Annotated in this window: 16 protein-coding genes; 10 read left to right on the top strand and 6 right to left on the bottom strand. The window is 49.2% G+C overall.

From position 1 onward, the window contains the following. Window positions 1-64 precede the first annotated feature (64 nt). Complete coding sequence (rluA, locus tag TSUB_RS01660; protein WP_221274552.1) at window positions 65-784, top strand: bifunctional tRNA pseudouridine(32) synthase/23S rRNA pseudouridine(746) synthase RluA; 720 nt, start codon at window positions 65-67, stop codon at window positions 782-784. Between the two features lie 129 nt (window positions 785-913). Further along, window positions 914-2,632, top strand: coding sequence for a methyl-accepting chemotaxis protein (locus TSUB_RS01655; protein ID WP_087020824.1), 1,719 nt, complete (start codon window positions 914-916; stop codon window positions 2,630-2,632). Between the two features lie 57 nt (window positions 2,633-2,689). On the opposite strand, the gene TSUB_RS01650 is transcribed toward TSUB_RS01655, so the two are convergent. Then, window positions 2,690-5,224 carry an Ig-like domain-containing protein gene (locus TSUB_RS01650; RefSeq protein ID WP_087020827.1) on the bottom strand — a complete coding sequence of 845 codons (2,535 nt, stop codon included), beginning with the start codon at window positions 5,222-5,224 and terminating at the stop codon, window positions 2,690-2,692. 315 nt (window positions 5,225-5,539) lie between these two features. On the opposite strand from TSUB_RS01650, the gene TSUB_RS01645 reads away from it, so the two are divergent. Further along, window positions 5,540-6,499 carry a D-2-hydroxyacid dehydrogenase gene (locus TSUB_RS01645; protein ID WP_087020830.1) on the top strand — a complete coding sequence of 320 codons (960 nt, stop codon included), beginning with the start codon at window positions 5,540-5,542 and terminating at the stop codon, window positions 6,497-6,499. Window positions 6,500-6,532: 33 nt separating this feature from the next. Here TSUB_RS01645 and djlA read toward each other — a convergent pair whose 3' ends face one another. Further along, complete coding sequence (djlA, locus tag TSUB_RS01640; RefSeq protein WP_087020833.1) at window positions 6,533-7,369, bottom strand: co-chaperone DjlA; 837 nt, start codon at window positions 7,367-7,369, stop codon at window positions 6,533-6,535. Window positions 7,370-7,525: 156 nt separating this feature from the next. Between djlA and lptD the strand changes: the two genes are divergently transcribed. The 7 genes from lptD (at window position 7,526) to TSUB_RS01605 (ending at window position 16,096) form a co-directional block, all read left to right on the top strand. Next, window positions 7,526-9,853 (top strand): LPS assembly protein LptD, encoded by a 2,328-nt coding sequence (gene lptD / locus TSUB_RS01635; protein ID WP_087020836.1) that lies wholly within the window; start codon window positions 7,526-7,528, stop codon window positions 9,851-9,853. 44 nt (window positions 9,854-9,897) lie between these two features. Next, window positions 9,898-11,199: a peptidylprolyl isomerase SurA gene (surA, locus tag TSUB_RS01630; protein ID WP_087020840.1), complete on the top strand. Its 1,302-nt coding sequence runs from the start codon at window positions 9,898-9,900 to the stop codon at window positions 11,197-11,199. Then, window positions 11,189-12,184, top strand: coding sequence for a 4-hydroxythreonine-4-phosphate dehydrogenase PdxA (gene pdxA, locus TSUB_RS01625; protein ID WP_159064904.1), 996 nt, complete (start codon window positions 11,189-11,191; stop codon window positions 12,182-12,184). The genes surA and pdxA overlap by 11 nt, the downstream gene beginning before the upstream one ends. Continuing rightward, window positions 12,181-12,996: a 16S rRNA (adenine(1518)-N(6)/adenine(1519)-N(6))-dimethyltransferase RsmA gene (gene rsmA, locus TSUB_RS01620; RefSeq protein ID WP_087020846.1), complete on the top strand. Its 816-nt coding sequence runs from the start codon at window positions 12,181-12,183 to the stop codon at window positions 12,994-12,996. The genes pdxA and rsmA overlap by 4 nt, the downstream gene beginning before the upstream one ends. A 53-nt stretch (window positions 12,997-13,049) precedes the next feature. Continuing rightward, window positions 13,050-13,427: a Co2+/Mg2+ efflux protein ApaG gene (apaG, locus tag TSUB_RS01615; RefSeq protein ID WP_087020849.1), complete on the top strand. Its 378-nt coding sequence runs from the start codon at window positions 13,050-13,052 to the stop codon at window positions 13,425-13,427. Window positions 13,428-13,436: 9 nt separating this feature from the next. Then, on the top strand, window positions 13,437-14,246 hold the full coding sequence (apaH, locus tag TSUB_RS01610) for a bis(5'-nucleosyl)-tetraphosphatase (symmetrical) ApaH (protein WP_087020853.1): 810 nt from the start codon (window positions 13,437-13,439) through the stop codon (window positions 14,244-14,246). Between the two features lie 224 nt (window positions 14,247-14,470). Further along, a complete protein-coding gene (locus TSUB_RS01605) occupies window positions 14,471-16,096 on the top strand; it encodes a methyl-accepting chemotaxis protein (RefSeq protein ID WP_087020856.1) in 1,626 nt (541 codons plus the stop codon). A gap of 79 nt (window positions 16,097-16,175) precedes the next feature. Here TSUB_RS01605 and folA read toward each other — a convergent pair whose 3' ends face one another. The 4 genes from folA to cgtA all read right to left on the bottom strand — a co-directional run bounded on the left by folA (window position 16,176) and on the right by cgtA (window position 19,177). Then, complete coding sequence (gene folA / locus TSUB_RS01600) at window positions 16,176-16,661, bottom strand: type 3 dihydrofolate reductase (protein ID WP_087020859.1); 486 nt, start codon at window positions 16,659-16,661, stop codon at window positions 16,176-16,178. A gap of 20 nt (window positions 16,662-16,681) precedes the next feature. Further along, complete coding sequence (locus tag TSUB_RS01595; RefSeq protein WP_414718357.1) at window positions 16,682-17,155, bottom strand: threonine/serine exporter family protein; 474 nt, start codon at window positions 17,153-17,155, stop codon at window positions 16,682-16,684. Beyond that, window positions 17,143-17,925 (bottom strand): threonine/serine exporter family protein, encoded by a 783-nt coding sequence (locus TSUB_RS01590; RefSeq protein WP_087020879.1) that lies wholly within the window; start codon window positions 17,923-17,925, stop codon window positions 17,143-17,145. The genes TSUB_RS01595 and TSUB_RS01590 overlap by 13 nt, the downstream gene beginning before the upstream one ends. Before the next feature lie 70 nt (window positions 17,926-17,995). After that, the gene (gene cgtA / locus TSUB_RS01585; RefSeq protein WP_087020865.1) at window positions 17,996-19,177 is read right to left on the bottom strand and encodes an Obg family GTPase CgtA; all 1,182 of its coding nucleotides are present in this window, start codon (window positions 19,175-19,177) and stop codon (window positions 17,996-17,998) included. Window positions 19,178-19,225 lie beyond the last annotated feature (48 nt).

Raw genomic sequence — 19,225 nt, 5'->3', positions numbered from 1 at the left:
CTTTTTATCCATCAGTAAATCACACTACGGACATCCTTTATTTCTATTAACTTGCTTATCTGTTTTGTCCAACTTCATCTATAACCCACCCACAGACCCTTGGTTGGATGTCTTGCACCTTGATAAAGACATTATTGCGGTTAACAAGCCGTCTGGCTTACTGTCGAATCCGGGACGAGACCCGATTCACGCTGACAGCGTCTGGACTCGAGTACGCGAACACCACCCCAACTCACAAATCATCCACCGCTTAGATATGTCCACATCGGGACTCTTGGTACTCGCTCTGCGTAAAAAAGCTGAGCGCCATATGAAGATTCAGTTCATGAACAGAGAAACTCGCAAGCTATATTACGCGAGGGTGTGGGGCGAAATGGCCCAAGATACTGGATTGATTGATCTGCCCTTAATTTGTGACTGGCCCAATCGACCAAAGCAAAAAGTTTGCTATCAGGAAGGAAAACCCTCACAAACTTACTTCGAAGTGATAAAGCGTGAGAATGGCACCACCCTCGTTGCTCTCTACCCAATCACCGGTCGCTCTCATCAACTTCGCGTCCACCTTTTGTCACTTGGTCATCCCATTCTTGGCGATCGTTTTTATGCCCATCAAGACGCACTGGCGATGGCTCCACGTTTACAGTTGCATGCGGCTGAGCTTACGTTCAAGCACCCTTATTCTGAAGCCCCCATGCACCTCTTTGCCCCCTGTAACTTCTACCCTGAGGCAAAAAAAGCGCGGCTACTGCAAGATATAAATACCTACAGGGAATTTATAAAATGATAACTTTTATCATTTTATTCAGTGAGATATTTCATTTATAAAAATATCATTTTCAAATACAATTCCTTTCATATTCCTTTTAAGCATCTAAACTAGAAGAGCTGTTTTCTAGTTAAGGTGTAAGGAACGATGAGCACTAAGGTAATCATGTCATGGGTGTTTGGCGCTATCTGTCTCAGCGCTATCATCACTATCATATTAATGGCGCAGTTAATCTCCGGGGCTGACCAATTTAAGGAAAATGCCGACCGTCGCTACGCCTCCTATCAAGCCGCTGACGAGCTAAGACAAAGCTCAGATGATCTCACTCGTTTAGCACGAACCTATGCCCTCACAGGTAACGAAGATTACGAAAGGATGTATCTCGATATCCTGTCGATCCGGAATGGCGACTTACCTCGCCCGGTCAATTACCACCAGATCTACTGGGATCTCGTATTAACCTATGGCAGTAAACCCAAACAAGACGGGCCCAGGCAGGACCTCCTCGCACACATGCGAGAGCTCGGCTTCAGTGACAAAGAGTTCAACCTGCTCAATACCGCAAAAGCAAACTCCGATGCGTTAGTGGCGCTCGAAGTGAAAGCCATGAATGCGGTAAAAGGGATCTTTGCCGACCCAACAACGGGGGAATATAGCGTTCGTGCAACGCCTGACACGGCGCTCGCGGCAGAATTACTCCACAGCCCAACGTATCATTCGGAAAAAGCCAAGATCATGCGTCCTATCGACGGTTTTTTTACCGAACTTGAGCAACGCACATATGCCGAGCAAAGTGCCTCTTTCAAAACCCTTAAAGCCGAGGTAAATGCCACACTTGTCATGGCGTTCATAGTATTCTTCGCTTCGATTGCTGGCTTCATATTGGCGCATAGAAACGTTTCCAAGCCAGTCACCGAACTCAATGCCCAGTTGAAAGCACTGCACAACAACGCATCACTTGATACTCGAATTGATATCAAGGCCAAAGGGGACATTCAGGATATCGCTATTGAGATCAACCATTTACTCGAAGCCATTGCAAGAAACCAGCAGGCTTCGACCGAGATCTCTCGCACTGTCAGTCAACTTGCCTCTGATACGCATCAAAATGTGACGTCAAGTAAAGCACGCTCAGACGAGCTTGAGCATCAATTTGAGAGTGTTTCCGTTGCCATAGAAGAGATGTCAGTGACGCTAAAACGTGTCTCAGATGTCACTAACGATGCTGAGTCCATTGCAAGAGACAATGAAGGCAGTGTCATTAATGGCCAAGAGTCGATGCAAGTGGCCATTGATTCTATCCAAACCCTTAGCCAAGAGTTTTCAAACACACAAACTGCAATGGAAGATTTGGCATCTGAAAGCGCACAAGTCAGTAGTGTCCTTGATGTAATTAAAGCCATTGCCGAGCAAACCAACTTACTTGCCCTTAATGCTGCAATTGAAGCGGCGAGAGCAGGCGAACAAGGACGGGGATTTGCAGTCGTTGCCGACGAGGTTCGCTCACTGGCACAACGTACTCAAGACTCAACGCAAGAGATCGAGACGATTATTGGTAGTTTACAAAACAAGACCAATCAAGTCGGTGAAACCATTAACCGCGCAGCTTCCTTGATGGAAAGCTCAGAGCAGAGCATTTCACAAATAGGCGGTGTGTTTGATGCGATCAAAGAGTCGACTGGCCAGCTGTTTAGCCTCAACTCTGAAATCGCGTCTTCGACCGATGAACAATCAAATGTGTCACACTCACTCGCCGAAAGCATCAGCTCTATACGTAATATATCGAGCGACGTTGCAGAAACCCTTGGACGTATCGAGCAAACCGCGCAAGAGCTTGATGAGAGCTCACATCGCCTCTCTAGTTAACTGCTCTACAATAAAAAAGCGCAGCCTATTTGGCTGCGCTTTTATACTCAAACAGCGTTAACGTGCATTCATCTCTGTGAGTTTTTGACCGACAGGTCCAGAGAAGTTGAAGCCATCATGTTGGTCCCAGTTGATTGACCACGTCATCACACCACCAAAGTTTGGATACAACTTGGTCGGCACAACCGAACTACATTTCTGCCCTAATGTCAGACAATCCAACGCATCGACTATGTTCTGAATGGGCGCTTGTCCCGAGTTTGCAGAGCTTGGTCCCGAAGGCAAGCCAATCGCCACTTGGTCATCACGTAGTGGACTAAACCAAGTGCCATCCGCTTTCTCAAACCCTTCAACCAACATTTTCGCAGATGCAACCATCATGTCGACTGAACCTTCAGGTGCGGCGCCATTGGTATAAGGGTTTGCAAGACCACCATTGTTATAAAGCTGAACATGCAGAAGATCGAGCGTACCGCGCAGTTCATCAATCAATGGGATGTAAGCGCCCCAAATTCCCGAATAGGCCACCATACCACCCTGTACATACGGATGCTCAGGCGCCATGGTTAAGTACATATCTCCGCCAGTATTCGCTTCAATTTGCTTCAGCGCACGTGGCAAGCGCGCCTGAATTTGCGAACCATGGACGAGGTTAGAACCACTCTCGAGATCAATATCTAGACCATCAAAACCCCACTCTTTAATGATGTCAGTCAAGCTTGAAACAAAGTTAGCTTCATCTGAGTCAGTATTAAGCGTAATCGTACCTTCCGCGCCACCAAGAGAGAGAACAAACACTTTCCCTTCTGCTTGGAGTGCTTTGATATCAGCCTTAAAGCGCACAGGATCAATAGGTGCACAGTCACTGTAGATATCGCCATTGTAGAGGTTGAAGTGCACCGTGCCGTTGGAGTTACGATCGTTATCCGCAAATGCAATATCGATCACATCCCAATCTTTAGACATCTCACTGAGGTTCATTGGACAACCCGCACCGTTAACAAAATTGTGCCAGTAACCAATTAGCTGATGGCGCTTACCGGAGATCGCTCTTACGGATACTGAGGCCGCGTCTGACAATGCCGTGCTTCCAGCGCTGTCCGTCACTTGGGCGGCAACAGAGTAACTACCCGCAGCGGCTGGCGTCCACACACCATCGAAAGGTGCGACCGTATCCGTTGCAACGATGCTACCATTGACAAGGAAATCCACTTTTGCCACACCACCGGTCAACGCAGCCGCGTCGGCAGCAAGGGCAACCGTTTTACCCAACGCAATACTGTCACCACTCGATGGGGATGTTAAAGAGACCACTAGCGGCTGGTCGGTTACACTGACTTGAATTTGGCTTTCACCTTTGTTGCCTTCATTGTCTGTTGCAATCGCTGTCAATACCGTGTTGCCGATAGTGCTAGGCTGCCACTCAACTTGATAAGGTGTAGAGATGGCAGAGCCAATGGTTGTTGCCCCTGCTTTAAATTCAACCCCTGTCACTGAGCCGTCACCATCGGTTGCATCAACACCCACCGTTACCGGAACGCCCGCGAGTAATACGCTGCCGGGCGCTGGTGACGTAAAGCTCACTTCTGGGGTAATGGCACAGATGCCTTGCTCAGTCCACGCATCCTGCCAATGTGCACCTGTTCCTGGTGCGTAAGCCCAAGCCGCATCAGAAGAACACCAGCCGGCAACATCGCAGCGGTAACTATAGTTATCCACCTGCACGACATCACCCGCGGCATAATTTTGCCCGGCGACATACGTCGGCACGCCTGCGCAACCGCCGCCCGACACTTCACCTTTAACACTGAATGAGACAACAGAGGAGGTCGTCGCGGCGAGTTCGTTATCAATCGCTCGGGCATACAGTGCGTAATTACCTATCACTGCTGGCCAAGTCAACGTATAAGGTGCAACAGTATCATCGCCTACAAGGACATCGTTCAAGTAGAACTCAACGCGATCGACGGCGCCATCAGCATCACTGGCATCCGCAGTAAAGGTAATCTGAGTGCCATCCGTCAACTGTGCGCCATCGCTTGGTGCGGTCACAGCGACCTGTGGTGGTTGATTCCCTCCTGCCGCCGTTACTGTGACACTCACCGTGTCGCTGCTGCTTAAGCCGCTATCACTAAAGACGGTCGCTTCAATCGATGCATTGCCTACCACAGCCACCCACGGGAGCTCGTAAGGCGCTGAAAGCACAGATCCGATCCGGTTGCCATTCACGCTAAATTGCACTTCAGTGATCGAATGCACAGCATCTTTCACATCCACAGCCAGTACGATGGTCGAACCTTCGACAAACTGCCCCCCCGCTTGAGGCGAGGTCACGGTAATTTCAGGGGGTAGCGTTCCTATGACATCACACGCTGAGACCCAACTCCACTCCTGCCAATCACCTGAGTTCGCGGCCGGATCCTGACCTTGTGTCCACCAGTTTGCTTTATAGATGTCGCCTTGATGCTGAACCTCTGTTCCACCACCATACGCGGTTGCACTATCCCAAACGGCCAAGTTACTGCAATCTGCTGCAAACAATGGCGGCGCAAAGATGAGTGCTATCGCACTCGCTAGTATCGCTTTCTTCATTCTGCTATCCCTATGTCTATATCCAATCAGTAATCTGTCTGTTACCCAGACAGAGACGTCATATTGAGTAGTAGAACGATTAAAATCCGTTTGCTAAAAATGTGTATTGAAAATTGTGACTCTTTGCCTCACAGTCACAACACACTGGCGAAAAATTACAGCTCGCGACTAGGGACTTTCGAGTCACTTCAAGAAAAAAATCAGTGTATTTCCAAGCAACTTCACAAGCGCAATCATGATTGCACTCTCGCATGAGTTACGCATTGTACTCACTATTCGGTATGATGATTCAAACCCATCTCAGCGAACGTCATCATGAGCCATAAGATTGTTTTTCTCGATACCGCAACAATTCCAACACACATTACTCTCCCTACGCCGTCGTTTCCTCATCAATGGCAAAGCTACCCAATAACGACATCCGATCAGATAGTTGAACGTTGCCGCGACGCAAGCATCCTCATTACCAACAAAGTTATGCTCAACAAAGACACCTTGTCTCAACTCCCCAAGCTGCAATTGATCGCGATTGCTGCGACAGGGACGAACAACGTCGACTTAGCCGCCTGCCAAGCGCTTGGTATCAAGGTATGCAACATTCGCAACTACGCCGCACAGTCAGTCACTGAGCATGTGATGGGGATGATATTTTCATTACGTCGAAATCTCTTCGGTTACCACAGCGATATTCAGAACGGCGAATGGCAACGCCATGGCCAGTTCTGCTTCTTTACGCATCCGATTGGCAATGTCTCAGGCACAACGCTGGGGATAATCGGGAGAGGAAATTTGGGACAAGCCGTCGGTACAACGGCAAAAGCATTAGGTATGAAAGTCATGTTTGCCGAACATAAAGGGGCGGATCATTGCCGTGATGGGTACTATCCGTTTGAAGAGGTTATTACCCAAGCCGATGTCATCAGCTTGCACTGCCCGCTTACCGAAAAGACGCAAAATATCATCGAAAAAACGACGCTCAAAGCGATGAAGAACAACGCGATACTCATCAATACTGGGCGAGGAGGACTTGTCGATGAAGAGGCGCTCGTACAGGCTTTACAAGAAGGTGAAATCGCGGCTGCGGGTGTCGATGTATTCACAGAAGAGCCTGCCAATGAACTAAATCCGCTCATCGCGCAGGCTCATTTACCCAACTTGTTACTGACCCCACATGTTGCTTGGGGCAGTGATTCGGCGATAACAACCTTGGTACACCAATTGTTCGAAAACATTCAATGCTTTGTCGAAGGTCGTCCTCAAAACCTCGTGGTTTAAGTGACGTTTACAAGCAACTTAGCGCAGCAAATGTTATTTAAAGCCGCGTTCTTTCTTGATCAAATCGTAGGCGGCTTGAATCTCTTGCGCTTTCTGCTTGGCAACTTCCATCATCTCCGGAGGCAGACCTTTCGCGACAAGCTTATCGGGATGGTGTTCATTCATCTGCTTACGGTAAGCGCGTTTTAACTCTTGCTGGGTTGCTGACGCCTCAACCCCAAGCAATTGATAAGCATCCGCCAATTGGTCGCGACTTGGCGGCGCTTGATAGTGCCCGCCACCATGCGACTGATGTTGATGGTATCCCCCTTGTTGAAAGCGAAATGCCGCTTCTTGCATCCGCAAACGCTGGTCTAACTGACGGTGCGAGTACCCCAAATGCTCCGCAATTCGATACAATAGCGCTTTCTCAACTTGCTCTAAATTACCATCAGCATAAGCAGATTGGATTTGTAGCTCTAAAAAGAACTGCAATAGGTCGGAACGTCCTCCACAGTCCTGACGAACTTCATCGAGCACATCATCCAGTGGAAAATCACTCTCTTTACCCTCTCGAAACGCGTCTTGAGCTTGACGACGCGCTTCACCACGCAATCCCATACGATCCATAAACAGTGTCGCAAGGCGTATCTCTTGTTCCGTCACTCGACCGTTAGCTTTCGCCATATGTCCCATGACAGCAAAAGCATTGCGAAAAAACGCGGCTTGTTTTGCTTGCGGATTCCCACCACTCCCAAAGCCGCCCATACCACGGCTGAAATAGAGTCGACGACGGGCGATATCAAATTGGTGCCCGAGGAACAAGCCAAGCAGAAAGCCCGGAAACCCCATCAAAATGATACCAAATAGTGCCCCAATCAATTTACCCATAGGTCGCCTTTATCACTCACTGTAATTTTAATTCACTGATTTAAAGTAGAAGGGTGTCGCGAAACTGAATATCGATTATGATAACATCCATTTATCAGGAAAGCGGTCGCTGCGCCCTTGCAGTGCACAGCATAAACTACAGGAAAGTTAAATTAAATGTCATTGACCTCCCGCAGTGTTATCGCGACTGCGATCTCCTTAGCGCTTTATGGGCCTCATGCCGTTGCAAAAGATTGCCTGCAACGCCCCGGTATTGATCAACCCGTTGAAAATATCTGTATGCAGGCGCCGTCTCCTAGTGAGATCAATGCCATGCCCGTTGTTATCGAAGCCGATTACGCAGAGGCGCATCAAGACAATAAAGCGACTTATCAAGGCAATGTGGTTGTCACTCAAGGTCCGCGTCGTATGGAAGCCGAGCAGGCTATTATCCGCCAACCTGAAAATGTGGTCACCGCCTATGGCGATGTGTTAGTCACAGATCCACAGTTCGTCGTCAATGCAGATCGGGTTCATGCCAATCTCACTGACGAAACTGCCACTATGTATCAAGCTGACTACAGCTTAATGTGTGAACTTGGCCGTGGAGAGGCGGGACTAATTGCCAAAGAAAGCGCAACTGAACTGCGCTTAAAAGAAGCCAGCTTTACCACTTGCCCCGTCAATGATAACAGTTGGTCATTCTCCGCAGAAAACATCGAGTATGATCAAACTCAACCTTATGCTGATCTGTATGGCGCCAAGTTTGCCATTAAAGATGTCCCTGTCATGTATATCCCCTATATTCGCTTACCGGTCGGCGAAGAGCGTTTAACGGGCTTTTTATACCCGAATGCAAGTTACGGCTCTCGCAATGGTCTAGAAATTGAAACCCCCTTTTACTGGAATATTGCGCCTAACTACGACTTGACGCTTACCCCAACCTTTATGCAACGTCGTGGGGTGTTAGGTCATGCCCAGTTCCGCTACCTCAATGCTGTCGGTGAAGGCTCGTTGACGGGGGAATATATTCATACCGATCGCGAAAGCCGTGCTGACGGTGCTATGTGGGCTTACAACTGGACGCACAACGCTACCTATGCACAGCACTGGAGCTTGAGTACCAACTTCAGCGAGGTGAGTCAGTTTGACTATTTTGAAAAAGGACTAGGTTCAACGCTCGGTAGTCGTGAAGATTCAAGCTTATTGCAAACGGGGTCGATCGGTTATCGCAGTGCCAACTGGGATACCACATTGACAGTAAAGGACTTCCAATCTTTAACTGTTGACGGCACCAGCAACCTTTATCGGGTCATGCCGCAGTTCACTGCGAACTACTATGATCTCATGCTGCCGCTGGGGTTAGAAGCGTCGATAATGGGGCAAATGAGCCGCTTTGAGAACGATGATAAAACCAAACCGTCGGCTGGTCGTCTTCACTTGGAGCCAACACTCTATTTCCCTTATGCCGCTTCTTGGTGGACGCTCGAATCTGAAGCAAAACTCATGTACACCCGCTACGATCAGGAATTTGATCCTGTCCTGAATCCGGACCTCGTTGGATTACGTGAAAATGCCACACGAACCGTGCCGAGCATTCGCGTTTTGTCCGGCGTCACACTTGAGCGAGAAGCCAATGCCTTCGGCAGTGCTTACTTACAAACACTCGAACCTAAGGTTCAGTATCTGTTTGTCGAAGAAGTCGAGCAAACCGGTATCTACAACCCGCTCAATGCTGGGCAGACTGGCTATGACACTAGCTTACTTCAGCTTGACTACCATGGATTATTCCGTGACCGCCAATACAGTGGCGTAGACTACATCGCTCCCGCGAATCAATTTACTATTGGTGCTTCAACACGATTTTTTGATGAGCAATACCGCGAACGCTTTATCTTCTCCTTTGGACAGATCTTCTATCTCAACAAGGTGACCAACTTTACTGGAAACGAAGTCGATTATTCAGCATCGGCGTTTGAAACAGAGTTTAACTACGGTGACCGCACCTTCTTCACCGCAGGACTGCAATATGACGGCAGTGAAAAAGAGATCCAATATGGCCATGTCACGGGTGAGTACCGTATAGGCGAAAACTACTTACAAGCGAACTATCGTTACATCTCGCAGTCATACCTACAACAGAGCTTACCGGATAATGATATCAGTAGCTTTACAGAAGAAGGGATTTCACAAGCAGGTTTCTCTGCCGGTTTACGCCTGACTGACAGCTGGTTTGCGTATGGCGATGTCTTCTACGACACCAATGAAGCCATCATGTCAGAAAGCCAAATCGCGCTAATCTATGAGTCCTGCTGCTGGGCGGTCTCATTTGGCTACAATGAATACCTTAAGTTCCGTGAGAACCTAACAGCAGAGCCTGAATACGATACTAACGTCAGCTTGTCATTCCGACTGCTTGGCCTCGGTGGACGTAGCGGGTTTGAGTATAAACAAGCGAGCGGTAATGCCCTGAGTTATGGCCGTCCGTTTTACCTGAACAACTAATCGCCTGACAATCTCAGGGCGTCGAAACGCAAATTAGGATGTATATGAACAATTGGAAGCAGTGCGTGGCCGGCTTGGTCATGGCAAGTCTCAGCCTTACTGCCAATGCAGCACCGCAAGAGCTTGATCGCATCGTCACTATCGTGAACAACGGCGTGATATTACAAAGTGACATCGACAATATGTATGACAGTGTGGTTCGCAATGCGACCAGCAGTGGTCAAAGTCTCCCACCGAGCAACATTTTGCGCGAGCAGATCCTCGAACAGCAAGTACTGGAAACACTACAGATCCAAGAAGCAGATCGCTACGGTATCCGCATTGATGACAACATGCTCGACCTGGCTATCCAAGATATAGCGGAAACACAACAGCGCACCGTTTCCGAACTGCGCCGCATGATTGAATCTGATGGCATGAGCTATAGCGCTTTTCGTGAGCAAGTACGTCGTGAGTTAACTGCATCAGAAGCGCGCAATGCATTAGTACGTCGCCGCATTAACATATTACCTCAAGAAGTCGAATCTCTCGCTGACCGTATCAGTGAGGAGACTCTGTCAAACGTGCAATACAATATCAGTGATATTCAACTGCGTTTCCCTGATGGGGCAAGCAAACAGCAGCGTGATGATGTCAAAGCGCAGGCTGAGCGCCTCGTCGCACAGCTTGAAGCTGGTGCAAATTTTGCGGAACTCGCTATTGCTTACTCGAAAGGGCCGCGCGCGCTACAAGGGGGTAGTTGGGGATGGCAACGCAAAGAAGAGATGCCTACCGTCTTCGCTGACGAAATCGATGCCCATGGAAAAGGCGCCATCATTGGGCCATTCATGAGTGGTGTCGGTTATCACATCCTCAAAATTGATGATGTCAAAGGACTTGAGTCTGTTTCAGTGATGGAAGTCAATGCGCGCCACGTGCTCGTTAAAACCTCCGTCATTCTGAGCGATGAAGGCGCGCAACGCCAACTAAACCGTGCTCGTCAAGCGATTATCGAAGGTGACAAGATCTTTGGCGATGTTGCCGCAGAACTGAGTGCTGATCCTGGTTCAGCAGCCCAACAAGGTGAGCTCGGTTGGCAAACACCTGACCTTTACGTACCTGAATTTAAAGAGATGGTAGAAACACTGCCTGTCGGCATCGTCAGTGAGCCCTTCAAAACCGTCCACGGTTGGCACATTGTTGAAGTCATCGAGCGTCGTAACGTCGACCGAACAGATGCGGCATTTAAAAACCGTGCCTACCGCATATTGTTCAACCGTAAGTTCAACGAAGAGGCGCAAGCTTGGATGCAAGAGTTAATGGCTGGCGCCTATATCGAAAATGTCGAGGCTGATAATGACATCTAACTGTCAACGTTTAGTCATTACACCGGGAGAGCCCGCTGGTATCGGCCCCGATTTAGTGCTCGCGTTGTTGCAAGAGGCGTGGCCTCACCAACTCGTTATCGCCGCAAGTGCTGCGATGTTAGAGCAGCGAGCCATAGAACTTGGTCTGCCTCTTACCATTAAAGAGTATCGCGCTGACGAGTCCCCTCAGCCCAATCAACCCGGCGTTGCGATTGTCGATGACATTCCCCTTGGTTCTCCCGTTGTGACGGGAGAACTCAATGAAAAGAATGGTCAGTATGTTCTCGATACGCTCGCGCGTGCCGCACAAGGCTGTTTAAGTGGTGAATTTGCTGCGGTCGTCACGGGTCCTGTACACAAGGGGGTCATTAACCGCGCTGGGATCTCCTTTAGTGGCCACACCGAGTTCTTTGCCCAGCAGTCCAACACCCCACAAGTGGTCATGATGCTGGCAACAGAAGGATTGAGAGTCGCCTTAGTCACGACTCATATCCCACTTGCTTATGTCTCTCAAGCGATCACCCCAGATCGCCTCAAAGAGGTCATTCGCATCCTACATCAAGACTTGAAAAACAAGTTTGGGTTAGCGGATCCAAAAATCTATGTCTGCGGGTTAAATCCTCACGCAGGCGAAGATGGCTGTTTGGGCACCGAAGAAATTGATACTATTACGCCAACATTGGCGACCTTACGTGATGAAGAGGGTATGACCCTGATAGGTCCCCTGCCTGCAGACACCATTTTCCAGGAAAAATACTTGGCAGATGCTGACACTGTACTCGCGATGTACCACGACCAAGGGCTTCCTGTCCTAAAATATAAAGGTTTTGGTAAATCCGTTAACATTACGTTAGGCTTACCATTCATTAGAACTTCAGTAGATCATGGTACCGCACTGGATTTAGCCGGTACCGGACAGGCAGACTTGGGCAGTCTTCGGACAGCACTGGCCCACGCCTTAGAATTGGTAGAAAAACATAAATGAGTAGTGATCAGGTTCACTTAGGTCACCGCGCTCGTAAGCGCTTTGGTCAAAATTTCCTTCATGATGAATACATCATTGATGGCATCGTTTCCGCCATCAACCCACTTAGTGACGATATATTAGTTGAGATCGGCCCTGGTCTCGGTGCATTAACTGAGCCTGTAGGCCGTGAAGTTGACCACTTTCATGTCGTTGAGCTGGACCGTGACTTGGCAGAGCGTCTTCGTCACCACCCGTTTCTAAGCAGCAAATTGACCATCCACGAAGGGGATGCCATGCAGTTCGACTTCGGTCAGCTACTGCAAGAAGATAAACAACTGCGCATCTTCGGTAATCTGCCGTACAACGTATCGACACCCTTGATTTTCCACCTTCTAACCTTCCACGACAAAGTGCAAGACATGCACTTTATGCTGCAAAAAGAAGTGGTCAATCGCCTTGCTGCGGGACCAGGCACCAAAGCCTATGGTCGCCTTACGGTGATGGCGCAATATTACTGTAAAGTGGTACCTGTTCTCGAAGTGCCGCCTTCAGCATTCAAGCCAGCCCCCAAAGTTGATTCGGCGGTAGTCCGCTTAGTCCCCTATGATGTCCTACCACATCCAACCACCAGCCTAAAGTGGCTGGAGCGCGTATGTCGAGAAGGCTTCAATCAGCGCCGTAAAACAATACGGAACTGCTACAAAGGGCTTTTGAGCGCCGAAACCTTAGAAGAGTTGGGGATCAACCCTTCCATGCGCCCAGAAGGCTTAACCATTGAACAGTTTGTTGCGATGGCAAACTGGTTGGATGCCAACCACAAAGCAGCCTAATCAAATGGTCCTACGCCCCACGTTTGGGGCGTTTTTGTCAGGAAATATCGTCTATGGAAAGCAAACCACTATTTACCTACCACGTCGTTACCCACTACATTGAAGATCAATCTCAGCCCGACCAAGATCGTTACGCGTTTTCCTATACGATTACGATTCGCAATGTCGGCACCGTAGCAGCAACGCTCCAGTCACGACGCTGGCTAATCACCGACGCCAACGGCAAACAGAGTGAAGTCGAAGGGCCTGGCGTGGTTGGGAAGCACCCGCATATCTTGCCAAATGATACCTTTACTTACACGAGCGGCGCTGTCATCGAAACCGAAGTCGGCGTCATGCAAGGTTTCTACCTTTTCGAAGATAATGCTGGCCAGCAGCACCAAAGTGACATTCCTCCTTTTCGCTTAGCGATACCTAACATTCTGCATTAACGAGCGTCTATGGCTAATTACATTATTGGCGACTTACAAGGCTGCTTCGAGGAGTTCGATGCCCTCCTCGCGCAAGTTCAGTTTCACCCCAAGCGAGACACACTATGGTTATGTGGCGATCTCGTCGCGCGTGGTGAGGACTCGCTGCAATGTCTGCGAAAAGTGATCGCATTAGGGGACAGCGCAAAAACCGTCCTCGGCAATCACGACTTACATTTGCTAGCGACGGCTGCCGGATTTAAAAAGGCAAAGCCCAAAGACAAGGTTCAACCCATTCTGGATGCAGAAGACAGTCATGCCCTGCTTCACTGGCTGAGTGAACAACCTCTGTTGCTGGAACACGAAGCGTTCGTGATCACCCATGCGGGTATCCCGCCGCAATGGGATATAAAAACGGCTAAAAAACAAGCCCAAAAAGTCAGCGACATCTTACGATCAGAACGAAAACACTGGCTGTTAGAAAACATGTACGGCAACCAACCTGATCGCTGGCAACCCGATCTATCGGAAATTGAATCGCTACGTTTTACCATTAACGCTCTAACACGAATGCGTTTTTGCTATCCTGACGGCACCTTGGATGCGGAGTGTAAATTTGCGCCGGATGATTTACCGAAAGAGAGCCCGCTTGCACCTTGGTTTGAACTCGCTGATAGAAAGCCGCTCAAAAAGCCGGTCGTGTTTGGCCACTGGGCCGCTCTCAATGGCAAGTTTGATGGTCCAGAATATGGCTTAGACACCGGATGTGTCTGGGGAAATGTACTCACCATGCTACGTTGGGAAGACAAGCAACGCTTTACCCAACCCGCGCTCCGCTAGACCTCCCCGTTTGCTCATTTCGTTGAAACTGTGGGCTTAGTCGCAACAGGACTCCACTCAACTTGATGAGCATCAACAAAATCCTTGTTGAGTTCTTTGATACTAATTCCACATACTGCTCACATCACCGCCATCATTAACATAGAAACCGTGACAATAATCCAGGCCGTGAGTGCGCATTGACCCTCGCTGAGCACAAGCCAGCAGTATCAAGGAAGATAACTATGAGCAAGTTCTCTCTTCGCAATATCTCTATCTTTAAGAAGCTTAACGGCTTGATAGCCATTGCGATACTGACCCTTATCGTCTTGGTTGCGATCAGTGTCAATGCACTGAGAAACACCGCATTTAATGAGCGCCAAAGCCAACTGCAAGCACAGGTCGAAACGGCGATCAGTGTCGTTGAATCGTTTATTGCGCAAAGCAACTCTTATGGGCGAAACAGTGCAGAATCGCTTGCAAAAGTAACACTCAACTCCATGCGGTATAACGAAGATAACTTCTTTTGGATCATTGATAACAAAGGCCGTATGGTTAACTACCCGATTGATAAATCTCAAGAAGGGAAAGTGATGACCAACGACCTTGATGCGAATGGATTTAACTTTTGGCAAGTGATCATCAATCAAGCGGCGGCAGAGCAACAAGGCTACATCGAATATACCTTGCTTAATGCCAATGGCCAGCCCGTCGATCTCCTCGGTTACTTTGAATATGTTGAAGAGTGGGATTGGATTGTTGGCACGCGCTTGCATATTGAAGACATCAATCAACAGGTGATCACCGATACCTTGCCACAAATCATCATCACTTTGATCGCTTCGCTCTTTTTATTGATCGTCGGCTACTTCTTCACGCGAGACATCACTCGTCCTCTGAGTCGCATCATGAGCCAGTTTGAGCAGATCTCAGAGGGGGATCTACGCGTCGATCTAAAACTCAAGCGCAAAGATGAGCTGGGACAAATGGCTGAACGCCTCGATGAGTCCATCGATAATATCCGTGCCATTCTTTCGCTCGCCAATGAGTCCGCTCAAAAGTCAACGGCGATGGCGGCTTCAATCGCCTCTGCCTCTGAAGAAACGGCACAGAGCGTCACCGCACAGCAATCCGAACTAGAACAACTTGCTGGCGCGATGTCACAAATGACATCCTCGATATCTGACGTCGCGAAGAATGCGGAGCTAGGTGCGCAGAGTAGTCGAACCGTCGCCGCTCAAACACTGGAAGGCAGAGACGCGATGCAGCAAACCGTCGCCACCATCAACAATGTGCAGGCGCAAATTGGCCAAGCTGGCAAAATCGTCGATACCTTAAAACAAGGCGTGCTACAGATCGGTGATATCACCACTGTCATCGGGGGGATTTCCGAACAGACCAACCTACTCGCGCTTAACGCCGCCATTGAAGCGGCACGTGCTGGTGATCAGGGTAGAGGTTTTGCTGTGGTAGCCGATGAAGTAAGAAACCTCGCAGGACGCACATCAGATTCAACCGGGGAAATCGAGCGCACCATTGAAAGCCTCACCCAAAGTGCATTGGATGCGGCAGAAGCCATGGAACGGAGCCTCAATGACACTATCGCCAGTGTTGAACAGGTCAATCATAGCCAAGGCGATTTAAATAACATTGCCACAGAAGTCAGTGAAGCGAGCGATATGGTTTCTCACATCGCAACATCAGCAGAAGAACAAGGACAAGTTGCTGCAGACGTGAATCGCAGTGTTGGCAACATCCGCCAATCTGCAAATGATGTCAGTGAAGCCGCCCAGCATCTCGCTGAGCAGAGTAAAAGCCTCGCGTTTACTGCAGAAGAGCTCGGCAACCAAATTCAGCTCTTTAAGATCTAACCCACTCAATCACGCCGCCGCGTTTCACACGCGGCGGCGTCAAGCTCAATGACATCTTCTCACAATGCCAGAACTGCCATCACTCACTGCGTTCCCACACCGTAAAGGTCAGGTTATACGCATTTTTCTCATCTGCGTTATGCATCTCAGTGTGCGTCGTTTGCCACGCTTCACCCCACTCAGGGAAACGCGTATCCCCATCGATATCGGCATCGATAAAGGTCAAATAGAGTAAGTCCGCCTCAGGTAAACAGTGCTCGTAAAAACGTCCACCACCGATGACCATTAACTCATCCTCACCTTGTACCAAGGCTTTTGCCGCATCAAATGAGCCCACAACATCCACACCTTCAATCTGAAGTTCAGTATTTCGGCTCACTACAATATTACGGCGCCCTGGCAATGGTCGACCGATAGACTCGTACGTTTTTCGCCCCATCACAACAGGCTTGCCCATAGTACAACGCTTAAACCAAGCGAAGTCAGCGGGCAAATGCCACGGCATATCATTGTCTTTACCAATGACTCGATCATTTGCCATCGCGGCGATCATGCTAATTTTCATACGGCTCCTCAACACTGCCATTACACCACACTGCGGCGACGATAAAACAATAGCCCGGGCAATGCTAGCCCTATTGCCAATCCTGCGATAATAAACAAAGCTTTTAACAGATTCTCAAACAGTGCCGCCAACAAAGGCTCACTGAAGCCTTGTTGATTGATCTCTACCAACGCAATCATCGCTTTAAACGCAAACACACCCGGCACCATAGGGATAACTGCGGCGACAGTGAAGACTTTCGGGTGTGCCAAAAAGCGCTGCGACCAATACACACCGAGAAAACCAATTGCCGCTGCGGCAATAAAACTCGACATCTCAATCGACAGCCCACAGTCAATTAACAGGTAACGAAGCATATGGCCTAGCGCACCGCCCATCGCACAGAACTTTAATGCCTTAACTGGCACGTTAAAAAGCAGTGCAAACCCCACGGCTGGCACGATGGCAAACAAGCCATTATGTAGCATCATCATCACGGTGTTCATGCCAACCACCCCCAGACATCAAGCAAGTTCATTGCTAATACAATGCCTAAACATGTGGATAGCGTCAGTAGAGAAGCCATTGTCCAGCGTGCAATCCCCATATTGATAAACCCTTTCACCATGTCAGAGACCGCATTAATCAGCGGTACACCTGGAACTAACATCAATACAGATGATGCCATGACGAGAAAAGGTTGATTCCCTAATTGAAAACGCACGCCTAGGGCCGCAATCGCAGTCGTTACAAACGCAGTCGCACCAAAATTGATCAATGGATTAAAATGGCGATGGGCTAAGGTCTGTCTCACCAGCATGCCACAGCTGGATGCCGTAAAGGTGAGCGCCATGATCAGCAAGTCCCCACCCGCGATCCGCGCAAAGCTTGCACAGGAAAGTCCGATCATGATCAGAACAAGCCAACGGTTGTAGCGCATGGGCACGAGCCGCTCTAGCTTCTCCATCACTGCGCGTCGATCTGCGATACCATGCTCCGCCATAATACAGATCCGTTGCACTTGCGTGATCATCTGCATGTTAATGCCGCGATCTGGGCATCGGCGGGCGGTGGTAATACAGTGACCATCAGCCAATGTTGTTAACACCATCGAGCTCGCAGATAGCGAGACCTCAACACTATCGACGCCTAAAGCCAACCCCATTCGTCGCGTAAGATCAACAACCAAGGCACTCTCCGCACCATGCTGCAATAAGATCTGCCCTACTTTTACACATACACGTGCGACGGCACGCTGCTCTTCTTGCGTCGTCGAATCCCTCATGACTGCATCATTCCTTGTCGTTAGAAACAAAAAAAGCCGCATCGCTGCGGCTTTTTGTTCACTGAGTTGATTAAGGCTTGTAGATGATTTCGACATCGTAGTCGTCTTCATTCCAGTCGTCCCAATCATCGTCGTCATCGTCATCAGACTCAGCTTGTTCAGACTCACGCAGCTTCTGCTCGTGATAGTCGTCCCACTTAAAGTCGACTTTATCTTCTTCGCTCTCTTCCGCTTCCAACTGGCGTGGTAACGTCTCAATGAAGGCCATCAAGTCATAGATAAGCGGCTGCGTATTCAGACGGTTCAGCGCAGAAATACAATAGTAATCACCTTCCCAGCTCAATGCATCGAGGATTTCATCAATCTTAGCTTGCGCCTCTTCTTCAGGAAGTAGATCCACTTTGTTGAAGACGATCCAGCGCGGCTTATCAGACAGCTTCTCGCTATATTGCTCTAGCTCATTGATGATAGTAAACGCATTTTCTATTGGGCATGACTCATCCGCTGGCAACAGATCGATCATGTGCAACAATACACGACAGCGCTCTAGGTGCTTCAAGAAGCGAATCCCAAGACCCGCACCATCGGCGGCACCCTCGATCAAACCCGGGATATCCGCGACAACAAAGCTACGATCACTGTCGACACGCACCACACCCAGACTTGGAATTAGGGTGGTGAATGGGTAATCAGCCACTTTGGGCTTCGCCGCTGAAACCGCACGAATGAAGGTCGATTTACCGGCATTGGGTAAACCCAACATACCGACGTCAGCAAGCAATAGCAGCTCTAAACGTAAGTGACGAACTTCACCTTTTGTCCCCATCGTCTTTTGACGCGGAGCGCGGTTCACCGATGACTTAAAACGGGTATTACCCAGGCCATGGAAACCCCCTTTAGCCGCCATGATCTTCATACCGTGCTCAGTCAGATCAGCGATCACCTCTCCGGTATCTTCATCCACTGCACGTGTTCCGACAGGAACATGCAATACACAGTCATCACCACGCTTACCCGTACAGTTACCACCGCGACCGTTCTCACCGCGGCCTGCCGCATAGAAACGGGTAAAACGATAGTCAATCAAGGTATTCAGGTTCTCATCAGCAACCAGATAAACGTCACCGCCGTCACCACCATCACCACCGTCAGGGCCGCCTTTAGGCACGTACTTTTCACGACGGAAGCTGACTGTACCGTTACCGCCATCACCCGCATCAACGCGAATGACCGCTTCATCTACAAACTTCATGCTATTTCTCCACGCTATCGCGTCTCGTTGTGCTCACCTGTAAACAAC

Source organism: Thaumasiovibrio subtropicus (assembly GCF_019703835.1).
Taxonomy (GTDB): domain Bacteria; phylum Pseudomonadota; class Gammaproteobacteria; order Enterobacterales; family Vibrionaceae; genus Thaumasiovibrio; species Thaumasiovibrio subtropicus.
The sequence above is the reverse complement of the archived record's forward strand: the minus strand, read 5'-3'. Positions and strand labels throughout refer to the sequence as shown.